The sequence below is a fragment of the Pectobacterium araliae genome (genome assembly GCF_037076465.1).
GTDB classification, from domain to species: Bacteria; Pseudomonadota; Gammaproteobacteria; order Enterobacterales; family Enterobacteriaceae; genus Pectobacterium; species Pectobacterium araliae.
Map to the genome: position 1 here is coordinate 156,561 of NZ_AP028908.1, position 17,080 is coordinate 173,640.

At 53.8% G+C, this 17,080-nt stretch carries 12 protein-coding genes; 5 read left to right on the forward strand and 7 right to left on the reverse strand.

Translation table 11 applies throughout. The features are described 5' to 3' along the window. Window positions 1–37 precede the first annotated feature (37 nt). Window positions 38–781 carry a DUF2461 domain-containing protein gene (locus AACH44_RS00700; protein WP_261846857.1) on the forward strand — a complete coding sequence of 248 codons (744 nt, stop codon included), beginning with the start codon at window positions 38–40 and terminating at the stop codon, window positions 779–781. A 9-nt stretch (window positions 782–790) separates the two neighbouring features. Here AACH44_RS00700 and AACH44_RS00705 read toward each other — a convergent pair whose 3' ends face one another. Together AACH44_RS00705 and ilvY are read right to left on the reverse strand one after the other, a co-directional pair. Further along, window positions 791–1,570 (reverse strand): lysozyme inhibitor LprI family protein, encoded by a 780-nt coding sequence (locus tag AACH44_RS00705; RefSeq protein ID WP_261846856.1) that lies wholly within the window; start codon window positions 1,568–1,570, stop codon window positions 791–793. Continuing rightward, a complete protein-coding gene (ilvY, locus tag AACH44_RS00710) occupies window positions 1,567–2,457 on the reverse strand; it encodes an HTH-type transcriptional activator IlvY (protein ID WP_261846855.1) in 891 nt (296 codons plus the stop codon). The genes AACH44_RS00705 and ilvY overlap by 4 nt, the downstream gene beginning before the upstream one ends. Before the next feature lie 203 nt (window positions 2,458–2,660). Between ilvY and ilvC the strand changes: the two genes are divergently transcribed. Further along, a complete protein-coding gene (gene ilvC, locus AACH44_RS00715) occupies window positions 2,661–4,139 on the forward strand; it encodes a ketol-acid reductoisomerase (protein WP_137740782.1) in 1,479 nt (492 codons plus the stop codon). A 96-nt stretch (window positions 4,140–4,235) separates the two neighbouring features. Here ilvC and AACH44_RS00720 read toward each other — a convergent pair whose 3' ends face one another. Beyond that, window positions 4,236–4,889 (reverse strand): NADPH-dependent F420 reductase, encoded by a 654-nt coding sequence (locus AACH44_RS00720; protein ID WP_261846854.1) that lies wholly within the window; start codon window positions 4,887–4,889, stop codon window positions 4,236–4,238. 101 nt (window positions 4,890–4,990) lie between these two features. Here AACH44_RS00720 and AACH44_RS00725 point away from each other — a divergent pair, with 101 nt between their 5' ends. Continuing rightward, window positions 4,991–5,878, forward strand: coding sequence for a LysR family transcriptional regulator (locus AACH44_RS00725; RefSeq protein ID WP_261846853.1), 888 nt, complete (start codon window positions 4,991–4,993; stop codon window positions 5,876–5,878). Between the two features lie 41 nt (window positions 5,879–5,919). On the opposite strand, the gene putP is transcribed toward AACH44_RS00725, so the two are convergent. After that, on the reverse strand, window positions 5,920–7,404 hold the full coding sequence (putP, locus tag AACH44_RS00730; protein WP_261846852.1) for a sodium/proline symporter PutP: 1,485 nt from the start codon (window positions 7,402–7,404) through the stop codon (window positions 5,920–5,922). A gap of 196 nt (window positions 7,405–7,600) precedes the next feature. Between putP and putA the strand changes: the two genes are divergently transcribed. Continuing rightward, window positions 7,601–11,563 carry a trifunctional transcriptional regulator/proline dehydrogenase/L-glutamate gamma-semialdehyde dehydrogenase gene (gene putA, locus AACH44_RS00735; RefSeq protein WP_338659459.1) on the forward strand — a complete coding sequence of 1,321 codons (3,963 nt, stop codon included), beginning with the start codon at window positions 7,601–7,603 and terminating at the stop codon, window positions 11,561–11,563. Between the two features lie 77 nt (window positions 11,564–11,640). Here the strand turns inward: putA and ppiC are convergent, their stop codons facing one another. Continuing rightward, the gene (ppiC, locus tag AACH44_RS00740; RefSeq protein WP_010294655.1) at window positions 11,641–11,922 is read right to left on the reverse strand and encodes a peptidylprolyl isomerase PpiC; all 282 of its coding nucleotides are present in this window, start codon (window positions 11,920–11,922) and stop codon (window positions 11,641–11,643) included. A 160-nt stretch (window positions 11,923–12,082) separates the two neighbouring features. Between ppiC and rep the strand changes: the two genes are divergently transcribed. Beyond that, window positions 12,083–14,104, forward strand: a complete 2,022-nt coding sequence (rep, locus tag AACH44_RS00745) for a DNA helicase Rep (protein WP_261846850.1) — start codon at window positions 12,083–12,085, stop codon at window positions 14,102–14,104. 18 nt (window positions 14,105–14,122) lie between these two features. On the opposite strand, the gene ppx is transcribed toward rep, so the two are convergent. Together ppx and rhlB are read right to left on the reverse strand one after the other, a co-directional pair. Next, complete coding sequence (ppx, locus tag AACH44_RS00750) at window positions 14,123–15,619, reverse strand: exopolyphosphatase (RefSeq protein ID WP_261846849.1); 1,497 nt, start codon at window positions 15,617–15,619, stop codon at window positions 14,123–14,125. Between the two features lie 6 nt (window positions 15,620–15,625). After that, complete coding sequence (gene rhlB / locus AACH44_RS00755) at window positions 15,626–16,915, reverse strand: ATP-dependent RNA helicase RhlB (protein WP_039363256.1); 1,290 nt, start codon at window positions 16,913–16,915, stop codon at window positions 15,626–15,628. Window positions 16,916–17,080 lie beyond the last annotated feature (165 nt).

A 17,080-nucleotide genomic window follows, 5' to 3' on the forward strand; every position in this document is an offset into this window, starting at 1 on the left:
TTATGCCATCTGACAGCAACCGAGATGGCATTTCTCTATGGCAACGCAGTTCACGGGTTTTTCTCAAACGGGTTTAACGTTTCTTCAGCAGGTGCGGCAGAACAACGATAAAGCGTGGTTTGACGAGCATCGCGTGGTTTACGATGAGCAACTGGTTGCGCCGTTCCGCACGCTGGTGGATGAACTCAGTCTGGCTATGTTGCAGATTGACGACCATTTTGAAACGCGTCCTGCCATCGGCAAAACGCTCTCTCGTATTCACCGCGATACGCGCTTTTCTCACGATAAATCACGCTACCGCAGCCACATGTGGTTGACGTTCAAACGGACACGCAAAGACTGGACGGACGCACCGGTGTATTTCTTTGAAATCACGCCGGATACCTGGCGCTACGGGTTGGGCTATTACAGTGCGACACGCAATACGATGGATCTGTTCCGCCAGACGCTGCGCGGTAATCCGTTGCAGTTTCTTGAGATGGCGAGCTGTCTGGGAAATACCTTCACGCTAGAAGGGGACAGCTATAAGCGCCCGTTGATTAAAGAGCAGGAGCCGGAACTGGCTGACTGGTATAACCGCAAATCGTTTGCGGCGATATGCACCCGACAGGATATGGAAGCGCTGTTTTCCGGTGACCTGGTGGCCGTTCTGTCACAGGGGTTTACCCAGCTTGAGCCGCTTTATCATTACCTGATGAACATCGAAACCATGAAGAAAGCCGCGCAGGAAGCGGAGTCCACTACGCGGGCGTTTTCGGCGGATAAATGGTTTGAGCGTTAGAGATAAGCGTTACTGCGTTTTCTCTCGTCCCAGTAAGTAATTAAACAGGTAACCTTCTTCCTGATTGCTGCCGAAGGTAGCGATTTGCAGATGATCATCGTCAACGCAGGTGAGCAGTATTTTCACCTGCTGGCCGAAGCTGCTCTCGCCTTTGCCAATCGCTTGCACATCACTCATCTGACGGGCGGTGAAGGAAGAATCATCCAGCTTGTTACCGTAGCGAAATGCAATGGAGGCGCCGCCCTCAATCTTGCCACGCTGATTGGTTATGGTCAGGCTGACGGCGTGGTAGGGCGCTTTCTGATCGTACATTTCCCGAAAATAATCCCCCAGATCGCGGTACTCCTCGGCGGAAAGCCCGGACATTACGTACTCATAGCTGAACGACCCATGGAAGCAGGCCGTGCTTTTCACGGGGGTAATCGGTGAAGGCAGCGCGTGCTGCGCGATGTCATTCAGGTAGCGTAGCCGATTTAACTGCTGCTGATAGCGCTGGCGCAGACAGTCTTCATCTTTGCACTGGTCGCGCGTGGTCAGCCAGCTGCGCTGAAACTGGTTGAGCGTTTTTCCCCACGGTGCGCTGTTGCTGTACGCCGTCAGGAACGCGCGAGAGGCTTTCCATGCTTGTGCCAGTTCTTCATCTAACTGCCCGAGCAACGGGCTGGCGCAAATCAACGTTTCCTGCGTCGAGGCGGCTTTTTCGCAAGGGAAACTGGCGGCGTGCGCAGGGTTGCTGAGTGAGGCGAGTGCCGCTCCTGCTGCGAGGATGGCAGTGAAAGCTGTCTTCATGGTGTGTCCTGTAATATGTCCCAAAAGGCGGCAATCAGCGGTTCGCCAAGCCGTTTTTTCTGTACGCAAACGCCCAGCTCAAGCGGCTCCATCACCTGTTCGACAAAGACAGAGACGCGGTTACGTACCGGCTCCGGGCTGTTTTCCAGCACCACATTGGGAATGAGCGCGATGCCACAGCCTAGCGCAACCATCGATACCATCGCTTCATGCCCGGAGATGGTGGCGTAAATCTGTGGGTTGGTGATGTGATTGCGGCGGAACCACTGATCGATGCGCTTACGCACCGGGCCGTGTTCCGGCAGGATGAACGGAATCTGCGACCAGTCCGGTTCGGATTGGCGTACCAGCGACTGAACCGGGCAGGGAAGCGCCGGGATAATCATCGCCAGAGGCAGTTCATCGAGCGGCATGAAGTCAACGCTTGCAGGCAGCGCTTCGGGGCGTCCTGCAATTCCCAAATCCCCATCGTTCGACTGAATTTTCTCAACGGCATCGGCGGCATCGCCGGTTGTCAATTTGATTTCCACCTGCGGATGCAGTGCCCGGAAGCGATCCAGAATCGGTGGCAGGTGGCTGTAAGCGGCAGTGACGGAACAGAAAATCCGCAGTTCACCGCTTAATGACGGTCCGTGCGGGTCTATCGTGTGGCGTAGCTGCTGGTATTGCAGCAGTGTTTGTTGAGCGAAGAGCTTAAGGTGATCTCCGGCATCGGTGAGCTGCACGGTACGGTTATCGCGCAGAAACAGCGTCTGCCCTAAATCCTCTTCTAACCGCTGAATTTGCCGCGACAGCGTGGACGGACTGATGTGCATTGCCTTGGCAGTACGACCAAAGTGTCGGCTTTCTGCCAGATGCAGGAATAATTTGAGATCACGTAAATCCATGCGATGCAGGCCTCGTTTTTTATCTTACAGCCGTTTTTTATCTTGCAGCCGTTTTTTATCTTGCAGATAGTGCAATATGACGTTGCTAATATATCAATTTAAGCAACGCAATTCCTGTCATATGATGGGGTCATAGTGAATTCCCATCTGGCGGGAATCCTTTTCTGAATAATAGACAAACAAAACCGTACACGGAGCACAACATGGCTAACTATTTCAACACATTAAACCTGCGTCAGCAGCTGGATCAATTGGGCAAGTGCCGCTTTATGGGGCGTGATGAATTTGCCGATGAGGCGAGCTACCTGAAAGGGAAAAAAGTGGTGATCGTCGGCTGTGGTGCTCAGGGTCTGAACCAGGGTCTGAACATGCGCGATTCTGGTCTGGATATCGCTTATGCCCTGCGTGCGGAAGCGATTGCCGAAAAACGTGCATCATGGCGCAAAGCGACCGAAAACGGCTTCACCGTGGGTACTTACGAAGATCTGATCCCGCAGGCCGATCTGATCGTTAACCTGACGCCAGACAAACAGCACTCTGCTGTGGTTCAGGCGGTACAGCCGCTGATGAAACAGGGCGCAGCGCTGGGTTACTCTCACGGCTTCAACATCGTTGAAGTGGGCGAGCAAATCCGTAAAGACATCACCGTTGTGATGGTGGCACCGAAGTGCCCAGGTACGGAAGTGCGTGAAGAATACAAACGTGGTTTCGGCGTACCGACGCTGATCGCGGTTCACCCTGAAAACGATCCGAAAGGCGAAGGCATGGCCATCGCCAAAGCCTGGGCGGCGGCTACTGGCGGCCACCGTGCTGGCGTTCTGCAATCTTCTTTCGTTGCAGAAGTGAAATCTGACCTGATGGGTGAGCAAACGATTCTGTGTGGTATGTTGCAGGCTGGTTCTCTGCTGGGCTTTGACAAACTGGTTGCTGAAGGCACCGATCCTGCGTATGCAGAAAAACTGATTCAGTTCGGCTGGGAAACCATCACCGAAGCGCTGAAGCAAGGCGGGATTACGCTGATGATGGATCGCCTGTCCAACCCAGCGAAACTGCGTGCTTACGCGCTGTCTGAGCAACTGAAAGGCATTATGGCTCCGCTGTTCCAGAAACACATGGATGACATCATCTCCGGCGAATTCTCCAGCGGCATGATGGCTGACTGGGCGAACGATGACGTGAAACTGCTGACCTGGCGTGAAGAGACCGGTAAAACGGCGTTCGAAAATGCACCGCAGTTCGACGGTAAAATTGCTGAGCAGGAATACTTTGATAACGGCGTGCTGATGGTCGCGATGGTGAAAGCGGGCGTTGAGCTGGCGTTTGAAACCATGGTCAGCTCCGGCATTATTGAAGAATCAGCTTACTACGAATCACTGCATGAGCTGCCGCTGATCGCCAACACCATCGCACGTAAGCGTCTGTATGAAATGAACGTGGTTATCTCTGATACCGCAGAATACGGTAACTACCTGTTTGCCAACGCCGCCGTTCCGTTGTTGAAAGGTGATTTCATGGATTCACTGCAACCGGGCGATCTGGGCAAAGCAGTCGCTGGCACCGAAGTGGACAACGCGCAACTGCGTGATGTTAACGAAGCCATCCGTAACCACCCAATCGAAACCGTAGGCCACACGCTGCGCGGCTACATGAAAGACATGAAGCGTATCGCTGTCGCAGGTTAATATTCGCTTCTACGTTTAGCGAAACGCGATAATTTCTATGCTGCCCCCTCTTCTGGGTGCAGCATTTTTTTATCCGCGGTTATCCCATAGCTTGCGTTATTTCCGTTGCGTATCGACGGTGCTTTCGCGTGAGGCAAGTGCCAACGCAGTGGTTAATTCCGCTTTTGTCATCCGTATACAGTAAGACGGCATGTTCCTTTCAAAACGCCATCCTTCAGACAATTTTCCCGCATCGACGGCATCAAACCCGAAGGCATCATAGAGTTCGGCCACAATGGTTTTATCCTGCTCGTCGTCACCCGCAAGTGGTAGCGCCCGGCGGTTGGCGGAGCCCGCAGGTAAACCATCACTTTCAAGCTGCGTCATGGGAATGGCATTAAACGCTTTGGTGATCGTTGTTCCGGGTAAATAACGGGACAGTAGTTCGCTGGTGGTGGTGGTGCGCGTATCAAGTGCGGCTACCTTACCATCTCGTTCGGTATAGTAGTTGACGGCATCGATGACGGATTTTCCCTGTAAAGCCTGTACAGGGAGTTTATCGATGGCGGTAAAGGGAACAGCGATAACGATAATATCGCCAAAGCGCGCGGCCTGAGTGGCGGTGCCGATATCGCAGCCGATCATGGGACGGAGACTGAATAGTGACTGGGGATCGCGCGAGTTGCTGAGCATGACTTGATGACCATTCTGAAGCGCTAATTTAGCGATTGCCCGCCCAACAAAGCCCGCACCAATAATGCCAATTTTCATCTTTTTCTCCTTAATGCTTTTGAGAAGAGAATCTTAATTGCCTACAATTTGAAGATAAATTGTGATTTTAAGCGAAAACAAACAACAAATATGAGTGAATCATGGATCGACTGACCAGCATGAACATCTTTGTCAAAGCATCGGAATTGGGGTCGTTTGCCGCTGCGGCAGAGGTGCTGGGCATCTCACCCCAGATGGTGGCGAAGCAGGTGGCATGGCTCGAAACGCGGCTTGGCGTTCGGTTACTGAACCGTACTACGCGGAGGCAAAGCCTGACGGATATTGGTCTGCGCTATTATGAGCGTTGTAAGGTTGTGCTTGCCGAAGCGGAAGATGCTGATGCCGTCGCCCGTGAAATGCAGGTGACACCTTCGGGCATTATTCAGGTTAACGCGCCCGTTACCTGGGGATCGCATCTGCTCGCGCCGTTTATCACGCACTATCTCGCACGCTATCCCGACACGCAAATTGCGCTGACGCTGAACGATCGTATGGTTGACCCGATAGAAGAGGGGTTTGAAGTTATCATTCGCATCGGTGAATTGGCTGATAGTTCAATGGTGGCTTGGCCACTTCAGCCTTACTCATTGATCGCTTGCGCATCGCCTGACTATCTGGCGCGTGAAGGCGTGCCAGATACGCCATCGAGTCTCGCACGTCACGCGTGCCTTATTTATGGCGTGCGCACGGCGGCGACGTCTTGTCGGTGGGTATTTCAGAAAGACGGTAAGACGGAAGAAATCAGGCCGGAAGGTCGGCTTTTTGCTAATGACTGGAATGCGCTGCTGCATGCCGCGATAGAGGGATATGGGATCACGCTTGGGCCAGAGGCCGTGTTACGTAAGGAAATTGACCGTGGGCGTCTGGTACAGGTGCTGTCTGACTATAATGGGCCTGCTCGCCCTGTTCATGTCATGGTGCCGATGGGACGGCGGGCCGCGGTTAAAATTAAAACCTTTGTCGATGCTGTCAGAATCCATTTTGGGTAAAGAAACCCGTGGCACAGGGAACGAGGCCACGGGCGTGATGACTAAACGGACTGGTATTCCGCTTCTGCCTGCTTGAAGCGGTCGGTAACCGCTTTTGATGGCGCTTTACCCAGCAGGCTGACGATGAAAATGGTCAGGCAGTTGAAGATAAAACCGGGGATGATTTCATACAGACCCAGCCAGGCATACTGCTTCCAGATCAGTACCGTTGCCGCGCCCACGATCATACCGAGCAGTGCACCGTTGCGCGTCATACGCGGCCACAGCAGAGAAATCAAAATCACCGGACCGAAGGCGGCACCGAACCCTGCCCAGGCATAGCTCACCAGACCGAGTACACGGTTTTCAGGATTAAGCGACAGCGCGATAGCAATGATTGCGACGAGTAGCACCATCGCACGTCCGACCCATACCAGCTCTTTCTGACTGGCATTTTTGCGCAGGAAGGGCTTGTATAAATCTTCGGTGATGGCGCTGGAACACACCAGTAGCTGGCAGCTCAGTGTACTCATCACGGCCGCTAGAATCGCAGACAGCAGCACGCCGGCAATCCACGGATTGAACAGCAGCATGGACAGTTCGATAAAGACGCGCTCGCTGTTTTGCGCCACGTTGCCCGCCTGATCCGGGTTATTATTAAAGTAGGCGATACCGAAGAAACCGACCGTCACGGCACCGGCCAGACACAGAATCATCCAGGTCATACTGATGCGGCGTGCGCTGTGAATGGTGTGGTGTGAATCCGCCGCCATAAAGCGCGCCAGAATGTGCGGCTGGCCGAAATAGCCCAACCCCCATCCCATTAACGAGATGATGGCAACAAAATTGAGCCCTTTGAACATATCCAAATTGGCGGGGTTTTTCGCTTCAATTACCATCAGCGAGCTATCGACGCCCCCAAGTGACAGAATGACCATCACCGGTGTCAGAATCAGAGCGAAAATCATCAGGCTGGCCTGAACGGTATCCGTCCAGCTTACCGCCAGAAAGCCGCCGATAAAGGTATAGGCGATGGTGGCCGCTGCGCCTGCCCATAATGCGGTGCCGTAGCTCATGCCAAAGGTGCTTTCAAACAGACGCGCTCCTGCGACCACGCCGGATGCACAATAAATGGTGAAGAAAACCAGGATCACTAACGCGGAGATGACACGCAGTAATTTACTGTTATCTTCAAAACGGTGGGTGAAATAGTCAGGCAGCGTGAGCGCGTTGTGGTTGATTTCGGTGTGTACGCGCAGGCGTCCGGCGACCCATTTCCAGTTCAGGTAAGCGCCTAACGTCAGGCCGATAGCGATCCAGCTTTCTGATATTCCAGAAATGAAAATGGCGCCCGGTAACCCCATGAGTAGCCAGCCGCTCATATCGGAGGCGCCAGCCGACAGCGCGGTTACCACGCTTCCCATTCGACGTCCGCCCAGAATGTAATCGCCAAAATTATTGGTGGCGCGATAGGCAAACAGGCCGATGAGAACCATCCCGAAAATATACACCAAAAAAGTCACCAGCATGGGTGTGCTAATTGTCATTCAACTCTCCACATTCTTTTTCGTGCCGCTGTCGCGGCGACGCTGTGTTTTATCGTCATCACTCAGGCCGGAACGAGGTCTGAAGGTGATAAGAGGTTGCAACCGTTCCATTTGTTAACAAGGTTGCACAAAGTTGCAACATGGTTGATATTGGCGCTATCCCGATGTGCATCTTCTCATAACAGGAGTGGATTCTATGGGCTCTACCACGATGGGTGTAAAACTCGATGAGGAAACGCGCGAACGCATCAAGGCGGCAGCACAGCGTATTGATCGTACACCGCACTGGCTGATCAAACAGGCTATTTTCCATTACCTCGAACGCCTCGAAAGTGGCCTCGACACTCCTGAAATACCGCAATGGGCGAACGTCAGCCACATTGAAGCGGAAGAGATTATGCCGCAATCTCAAGAAGAAGAAACCCACCCACCCTTTCTTGATTTCGCCGAGCAGGTGCTTCCCCAGTCCGTTATCCGCGCCGCCGTGACTTCTGCTTATCGTCGCCCCGAAAGTGAACTCGTACCTATCTTGCTGGAACAGGCAAGACTTACCGATGAATTGTCGCAATTAACGCAGAAACAGGCTTATCGGCTGGCAGCAAAAATACGTACTCAAAAAGCCGGAAGCGGGCGTGCGGGTATTGTGCAAGGGCTGCTACAGGAGTTCTCACTTTCTTCACAGGAAGGCGTGGCGCTGATGTGTTTAGCCGAGGCGCTGCTGCGTATTCCTGATAAATCTACACGCGATGTGCTAATCCGCGACAAGATCAGTCGGGGAAACTGGCAGGCGCATCTCGGCCACAGCCCGTCGCTTTTCGTGAATGCCGCAACCTGGGGACTGCTGTTTACTGGAAAGCTGGTGGCGACACACAACGAAGCGTACCTGTCTAATTCGCTGAACCGCATCATTGGCAAACGCGGTGAACCGCTCATTCGCAAAGGCGTAGATATGGCCATGCGGCTGATGGGAGAACAGTTTGTCACGGGGGAAACCATCGGTGAAGCGCTGGCGAATGCCCGTGAGCGAGAGGATAAAGGCTTCCGTTACTCTTACGATATGTTAGGCGAAGCGGCACTGACGGAACACGATGCTACTGCCTATCTGACAGCCTATCAGCAGGCGATTCATGCTATCGGCAAAGCCTCGAACGGGCGGGGTATTTATGAAGGGCCGGGTATCTCCATCAAGCTGTCGGCGCTGCACCCGCGTTATAGCCGGGCGCAGTACGATCGTGTGATGGAAGAACTCTACCCGCGTTTGTTGGCGCTGACGCTGCTGGCGCGCCAGTACGATATTGGGATCAATATTGATGCGGAAGAAGCCGATCGACTGGAGATCTCACTCGATCTGCTAGAAAAACTCTGCATGGAATCGCAGTTGGCGGGGTGGAACGGTATCGGGTTTGTCATTCAGGCTTATCAGAAACGCTGCTCGTATGTGATAGACGCGCTGATTGAGCTGGCACAACGTAGCCGCCGCCGGCTGATGATTCGTCTGGTGAAAGGCGCGTACTGGGATAGTGAAATCAAACGGGCGCAGGTTGACGGGCTGGAAGGCTACCCGGTCTACACGCGCAAGGTCTATACTGATGTGTCTTATCTGGCCTGTGCCCGTAAGCTACTGGCCGTGCCGAATCTGATTTACCCGCAGTTCGCCACGCACAATGCGCAGACGCTAAGTGCGATCTACCACATGGCGGGCAACAATTACTATTCCGGTCAGTATGAATTCCAGTGCCTGCACGGCATGGGGGAACCGCTCTACGATCAAGTAGTGGGTGCGGTTGCCGATGGTAAATTGAACCGACCGTGCCGCATTTATGCCCCGGTCGGAACCCATGAAACGCTGCTGGCCTATCTGGTGCGACGTCTGCTGGAAAACGGCGCGAATACCTCGTTTGTTAACCGCATTGCAGATAGCTCAATGGCGCTGGAAACGCTGATTGCCGATCCGGTTCGCGGCGTAGAGGCGCTGGCAAAAGTGGAATGGATCATGGGTGCACCGCATCCCAAGATTCCTCTGCCGCGCCAGCTATATGGGCAGGAAAGGCAAAATTCGAGCGGGCTGGATCTCTCGAATGAGCATCGACTGGCTTCGCTTTCCAGCGCGCTGCTGAATCATGCGTCACCGCCGTGGTTCGCCGCGCCGATGATTGAGGGGGAAAGCGGGGCAAGCGAAGAAAAATCTGTCGTGAATCCGGCGGATGTACACGATGTGGTGGGCTATGTCCGTGATGCTTCCGTGGCAGATGTTGAATTGGCGGTCGAAGCAGCGGTGCATGCCAGCGCCATCTGGTTTGCGACGCCCCCCACAGAGCGAGCCGCGATATTGAATCAGGCCGCTTCGCTGATGGAAGAGCAACTGCAAAGCCTGCTGGGGCTGTTGGTTCGGGAAGCGGGGAAATCCTTCAGTAACGCGATTGCGGAAGTGCGCGAAGCGGTGGATTTCTTGCGCTATTACGCGAGTCAGGTGCGAGACACTTTCACCAATGATACCCATCGTCCTCTGGGGGCAATCGTCTGCATTAGTCCGTGGAGTTTCCCGCTGGCAATCTTTACCGGACAAATTTCTGCTGCGCTGGCGGCAGGAAACAGCGTATTGGCGAAACCGGCAGAACAAACGCCGCTGATTGCAGCGCAGGCGGTGCGTATTTTACGGGAAGCGGGTGTCCCTCTGGGCGTGCTACAACTGCTGCCTGGACAGGGAGAAACGATTGGTGCGGCATTGGTGAACGACGAGCGGGTACGCGGCGTGGTGTTTACGGGTTCGACGGCCGTGGCAAAAATCCTGCAACGCAGCATCGCTGGCAGACTCGATCCACAAGGGCGTTTGACACCGCTGATTGCTGAAACGGGTGGTCTGAATGCCATGATTGTCGACTCTTCTGCACTGACGGAACAGGTAGTGAATGATGTTATTGCCTCTGCGTTTGACAGCGCCGGACAGCGTTGCTCGGCGCTGCGCCTTTTGTGTCTGCAAGACGATATCGCGGATCGCACGCTGGCTATGCTGCGCGGTGCGATGGCGGAATGTCGAATGGGGGATCCTGAACGGCTATCGACTGATATCGGCCCGCTGATTGACGCGGAAGCGAAAGAGAACGTGGAGCTGCATATCCAGACGATGCGGGAGAAAGGCCATACGGTATTTCAGGCAGCGTATCCGCAGGATGAGGAGACGTGGCGGCACGGGACGTTTGTGAAACCGACCCTGATCGAACTGGGCAAGATAGACGAGCTGAAAAAAGAAGTTTTTGGTCCAGTTTTACACGTCGTTCGCTATCAAAGCCAGCAGTTGGATGCCGTGATTGAGCAGATCAACGCGGCGGGTTATGGCCTGACGCTGGGCGTACATACGCGCATTGATGAAACTATTCAGCGTGTGACGAACAGGGCACAGGTGGGTAACCAGTATGTGAACCGCAATATGGTGGGTGCTGTTGTCGGCGTTCAACCGTTTGGCGGAGAAGGCTTATCGGGAACCGGGCCAAAGGCAGGCGGACCGCTTTACCTATACCGCTTATTGGCGCATCGGCCGGACAACGCGCTTGCAGCAGGATTCACCAAGCAGAATCGTGAGCAGGCTTCTGTCCGAACCTCGCTGCTGGCGGGACTACTGGCGTTGGAAGACTGGGCGATTAGCGGTGAACGTCACGATCTGGCAACGCTGTGTCAGCGCTATAAAGAGCATAGTGTTAGCGGAATAACGCGACAGTTGTCCGGTCCGACAGGGGAAAGTAATGCGTATACCTTGTTGCCACGTGAGCGGATTCTATGTCTGGCCGATAATGAGGAAGACCGTTTGATTCAGGCGGCAGCGGTGCTGGCAACGGGTGGAAAGCTGCTATGGCCGGAAGGCGAGCAGGAGAAAGCGCTCTATGCCCGTTTGCCAGAGGACGTTCAGTCGCGCATTCGGTTCACGCCTGACTGGCAACGGCATGATGAGGCGTCTTTTCATGGTGTGATTTATCATGGGGATGCCGATCGGTTACGGCAGGTAAGCGAAGCGCTTGCAGAACGTGATGGCCCGATTATCCTGCCGTTAGGCTATACGCAGGGCGACACCCACGTTCAACTGGAGCGACTGCTGACCGAACGTTCCCTGAGTATCAATACCGCCGCCGCAGGCGGTAACGCCAGCCTGATGGCGATAGGCTAATAAAACACTCAATAGAAAAAGCGCGCCAAACCAGAAGGTTGGCGCGCTTTTTATGTTCAGGGCGTCGATGTGACGACTTAGTTACGGTACAGCACTTTGATTACATGGTAGCCAAACTGGGTTTTTACTGGACCGAACGGTTTCAGCAATTCGCAGGAAAACACGGCCTTATCGAACGCTGGCACCATGTCGCCTTTACGAAACTCACCGAGATCGCCACCGTTACGTTTTGACGGGCAGGTTGAGTGCTTCTGTGCCAGTTTCTGGAAATCTGCACCTTTTTCCAGTTGCGCAAGAATGTCATTAGCTTCCTGCTCAGTATCGACCAGGATGTGTAGGGCTGCTGCGGTATTTGCCATGTTATTACCTTTTTTGCAAAAGAGATTCCTGCGCGCAATGTAACATTTGCAACGCAAGATGTGGACTGCGATGTGCTTTCCTTAATAACAAATCCGTGGTCAAGATCGATACGGCTTTCTGCTACAATCGCCTTCCGTTTTATGAGTGAGCAAGATCGTTATGCGCTTAAACCCCAGCCAACAACATGCCGTCGAATTCGTCACCGGACCTTGTCTGGTTCTGGCGGGCGCAGGCTCAGGCAAGACCCGCGTGATCACCAATAAAATTGCGCACCTGATTCGCCAGTGTGGTTATCAGGCTCGGCACATTGCCGCCGTGACGTTTACCAACAAAGCGGCGCGTGAAATGAAGGAACGCGTGGCACAAACGCTGGGGCGTAAAGAAACGCGTGGGCTAATGATTGCGACCTTCCATACGCTGGGGTTGGAGATCATCAAGCGTGAATACGCCGCGCTGGGGATGAAATCCAATTTCTCCCTGTTTGACGATCAAGACCAGATGGCGTTGCTGAAAGAGCTGACGGAGCAGTGGTTGGAAAACGATAAGGCGCAGCTGCAACAGCTGATCTCGACGATCTCAAACTGGAAAAACGATCTGATCGATCCTGCTGGTGCAGCGGCGACTGCGCGATCCGAACGCGACAAGCTGTTTGTGCATTGCTACGCGCTTTATCATGAACACCTGCGTGCCTGTAATGTGCTGGATTTCGACGATCTGATTTTGCTGCCCACGCTATTATTGAAGCGGAATGCCGAGGTGCGTGAACGCTGGCAGAACCGCTTACGCTACCTGCTGGTGGATGAATATCAAGACACCAACACCAGCCAGTATGAGCTGGTTAAGCTGTTGGTCGGCTCCCGTGCGCGTTTTACCGTCGTCGGGGATGACGATCAGTCGATTTATTCCTGGCGTGGTGCGCGCCCGCAGAATCTGGTGTTGCTACAGCAGGATTTCCCGGCGCTTGACGTGATCAAACTGGAACAGAATTACCGCTCATCCGGGCGTATTCTGAAAGCAGCCAATATTCTCATCGCCAATAACCCGCACGTCTTTGAAAAGCGCCTGTTCTCGGAGCTGGGTTACGGTGATGAACTCAAAGTCATTACCGCCAACAACGAAGATCACGAAGCGGAGCGGGTCGTGGGTGAATTGATTGCCCATCACTTTATTAAAAAGACCCAGTATGGCGACTATGCCATTCTGTATCGTGGCAACCATCAGTCGCGCCTGTTTGAAAAGATGCTGATGCAGAACCGTATTCCTTATCGCATTTCCGGTGGCACGTCTTTTTTCTCTCGACCTGAAATCAAAGATTTACTGGCTTACCTGCGCGTTCTGACCAACCCGGATGACGACAGTGCCTTCTTACGCATCGTGAACACGCCCAAGCGAGAGATTGGCCCAGCGACGATGAAAAAGCTGGGCGAGTGGGCAGGACAACGCAATAAGGGTCTGTTCAGCGCGAGTTTTGATCTCGGGTTGAGCCAGTCTTTGACTGGGCGTGGGCTGGAGTCCCTGCAACGGTTTACGCAGTGGCTGGCGGAGATTGCCCGTCTGGCGGAGCGTGAGCCTGTGGCAGCCGTGCGCGACCTGATTCATGGCTTGGACTACGAAAGCTGGCTCTACGAAACCTCGCCCAGCCCAAAAGCCGCAGAAATGCGGATGAAGAACGTCAATCAGCTATTTAGTTGGATGACGGAAATGCTGGAAGGCTCCGAGCTGGATGAACCCATGACGTTGACGCAGGTGGTGACGCGCTTCACGCTGCGGGACATGATGGAGCGTGGTGAAAGTGAAGAGGAACTGGATCAGGTGCAACTGATGACGCTGCATGCGTCCAAAGGACTGGAGTTTCCGTACGTCTTTTTGGTTGGGATGGAGGAGGGTCTGTTGCCGCACCAGAGCAGCATTGATGAAGACAACGTCGACGAAGAGCGCCGTCTGGCATACGTGGGAATTACACGCGCCCAACGCGAGCTGTTCTTCACGCTATGTAAAGAACGCCGCCAGTATGGCGAGCTGGTGCGCCCCGAACCGAGCCGCTTCCTGCTTGAACTGCCGCAGGATGATGTGGTGTGGGAAACGGAAAGAAAAGTCGTTAGCGCACAAGAGCGTATGCAAAAAGGTCAGACGAACGTCGCCAATATCCGGGCGATGCTAGCGAAGGCAAAAGGGGAATAACCCCCCCTTAACTATCTGTTAAATTGTCGTTTCTTCCAGCATCAGCGGCCAGTGTACGTAGCTTTGCCAGCGGCTTTCCTGTTCCAACATTTCTGCCCGTAACGGATGTTGAGCCAGCCAGCCAGTAGGCAGAATCAAACGCAATGTTTCACCTTCTACGCGCAACCGCACTGCTGGCAGCGTGTCATCGCGGCGGCGGCTGGCAAAAATAATTGCCAGACGCAACAGGCGGCACAGGCGCTGTGCCTGGTTGACCGATAGCGCATTTTGCTGACTGAGCGGCATTAAATCGACAGGGTTAATCTGGTTTTGCAGGAGTGTGGCTAACAGCTTTTTCTGGGCGGGCGTAAAGCCGGGGAGATCGCTATGGCGAATCAAATAGGCTGCATGCTGGGGTGACTGGCGAAAATCAATGCTCAAACCGATTTCGTGCACCAGACAGGCGCTGCGCAGTAACTCACGACATCGGTTATCTAACTGCCAGTCACGGGCAACCTGTTGCAGAAAGTTATCTGCCAGCGTACTGACGCGTTTAGCCTGTTCGGTATCCAACAGATAACGGCGTTGCAGCGTCTCTAGTGTGCGGTGGCGGATATCCTGATCGACAGGCAGATTCAACATGCCATAGACCAGCCCCTCACGCAGTGCGCCTCCGGCCAACGTCATCGTTTTGATGTCGAGTTCCTGAAAGATCGCCATCAGAATGGCTAACCCACTGGGGAAAACCAGTGCACGTTCCAGCGTTAGCCCTTCAATTTCCAATTCTTCCAGCTTATCGCATTGAATCGCATGCTCTTTAAGCTGTCTGAGCTTCGGCAGAGTAATGTATTCATCCATTCCCTGCGCGACCATAATTTCCTGTAGCGCTTGTACCGTACCGGAAGCACCGACGCAGATTTGCCACCCTTGCTCGCGTAGAGAAGCCGCGACAGGACGCAGCATTTCACGCGCCGCCTGTTCCGCGCGTTCAAAGTTACCGGCTTCGAGGTTGCGGTCGCTGAAATAGCGATCCAGCCACGTGACGCATCCCATCGGGAGGCTGAACAACTGAGTCGTTTTTGCACCGACGCCTGTTGCCAGTTCGGTGCTACCACCGCCAATATCCACAACCAGACGCGCATCTGGGCCGCCCGTGGTATGTGCTACGCCTTGATAAATCAAGCGTGCTTCTTCTTCACCGCTGATAACCTGAATCGGCAAGCCCAGAATTTCCTGAGCCCGTTGCAGAAACTCGTCAGCGTTCGTTGCCAGCCGCAGGGTTGCGGTCGCGACGACGCGCACCTGATCCTGCGGAATGTCCTGCAACCGTTCGGAAAACAGTTGTAGACACTGCCAACCACGCTGCATCGCTTCCTGCGAGAGCCGACTCTGCTTATCCAGCCCTGCTGCAAGGCGGACCTTACGCTTTATTTTCGCCAGCGTCTGAATGCTGCCTGCGGCTTCCCGGGTGACCAGCATATGGAAGCTGTTCGAACCGAGATCGATGGCAGCGTAAAGTGAAGAAGAGCTCAGCATCAACGGTTAGTCCGCTCGTTTACGGTTATTACGGGGCGCTCCGCTGCGGCGTGGCGCATTGTGTCTGCGCGGGCCATTATTAGAACGCGGTGGGCGTGTTAAACGCTTCGGCGCAGGTAAATCGCTCATTAGCGCGTCACTGTTGTATTTACTGACCGGGATACCGTGACCGATGTAAGTTTCGATAGCCGGGAGATTCAGTGCGTACTCTTCGCAGGCCAGGCTGATAGAGAACCCGCTTTGCCCTGCACGGCCAGTACGGCCAATACGGTGAACGTAGTCTTCGCAGTCATCCGGCAGGTCGTAGTTGAAAACGTGGGTCACCGAAGGAATATGCAAACCGCGTGCTGCAACGTCCGTTGCCACCAGAATATCCAGATTACCTTGAGTAAATTCTTCCAGAATACGCAGACGCTTTTTCTGTGCCACGTCGCCCGTCAGTAGCCCAACGCGATGGCCGTCGGCAGCCAGGTGACCCCAGATGTCTTCACAGCGATGCTTGGTATTCGCGAAAATAATGCAGCGGTCCGGCCACTCTTCTTCCAACAGCGTCTGGAGCAGGCGCATTTTCTCTTCGTTGGACGGATAAAATAGCTCTTCTTTAATGCGGTGGCCGGTTTTCTGTTCCGGTTCGACTTCCACGTACTCTGCGTTATTCATCTGTTCAAACGCCAGTTCACGCACCCGGTAGGAGAGCGTAGCGGAAAAGAGCATATTGAGGCGCTGTGCTGCGGCTGGCATACGACGGAACAACCAGCGAATATCTTTGATGAAGCCGAGATCGTACATGCGATCCGCTTCGTCCAACACGACTACCTGAATCGCGCCCAGATTAATATGGTTTTGTTTGGCATAGTCGATCAGACGACCAGTGGTGCCGATCAAAATATCAACGCCGCTTTCCAGCACTTTAAGCTGTTTGTCGTAGCCGTCGCCACCGTAGGCTAAACCTAATTTTAGCCCAGTAGCATGAGACAGCGCTTCTGCGTCAGAGTGAATCTGGACAGCCAGTTCACGCGTTGGTGCCATAATTAAGGCACGTGGTTGATTGGTTTGACGCTCTGCGTTTGCAGGGTGTGAAAGCAAATAATGGAAAGTAGACGCAAGAAAAGCCAGCGTCTTGCCGGTACCGGTTTGCGCCTGACCCGCAACATCACGCCCTGACAAAGCTAATGGCAGAGCTAACGCCTGAATAGGCGTACAGTTATGAAACCCTTTACTTTCAAGAGCTTCGATAACCTGCGGGTGCAGGGCGAAGTCGGAAAACTTCTGTTCAGTTAAGTGTGTTTTGCTCATAGTGTGGTAGAATATCAGCTAACTATTGCTTTACGAAAGCGTATCCGGTGAAATAAAGTCAACCTGTTGTTGGTTAATGCGAGACCAACAAGATATGCCCTTCATTTTTCAAGTTATAGGTGTATAGGTGTATAGGTGTGGTATTGAATGACTTGACGTTTCACT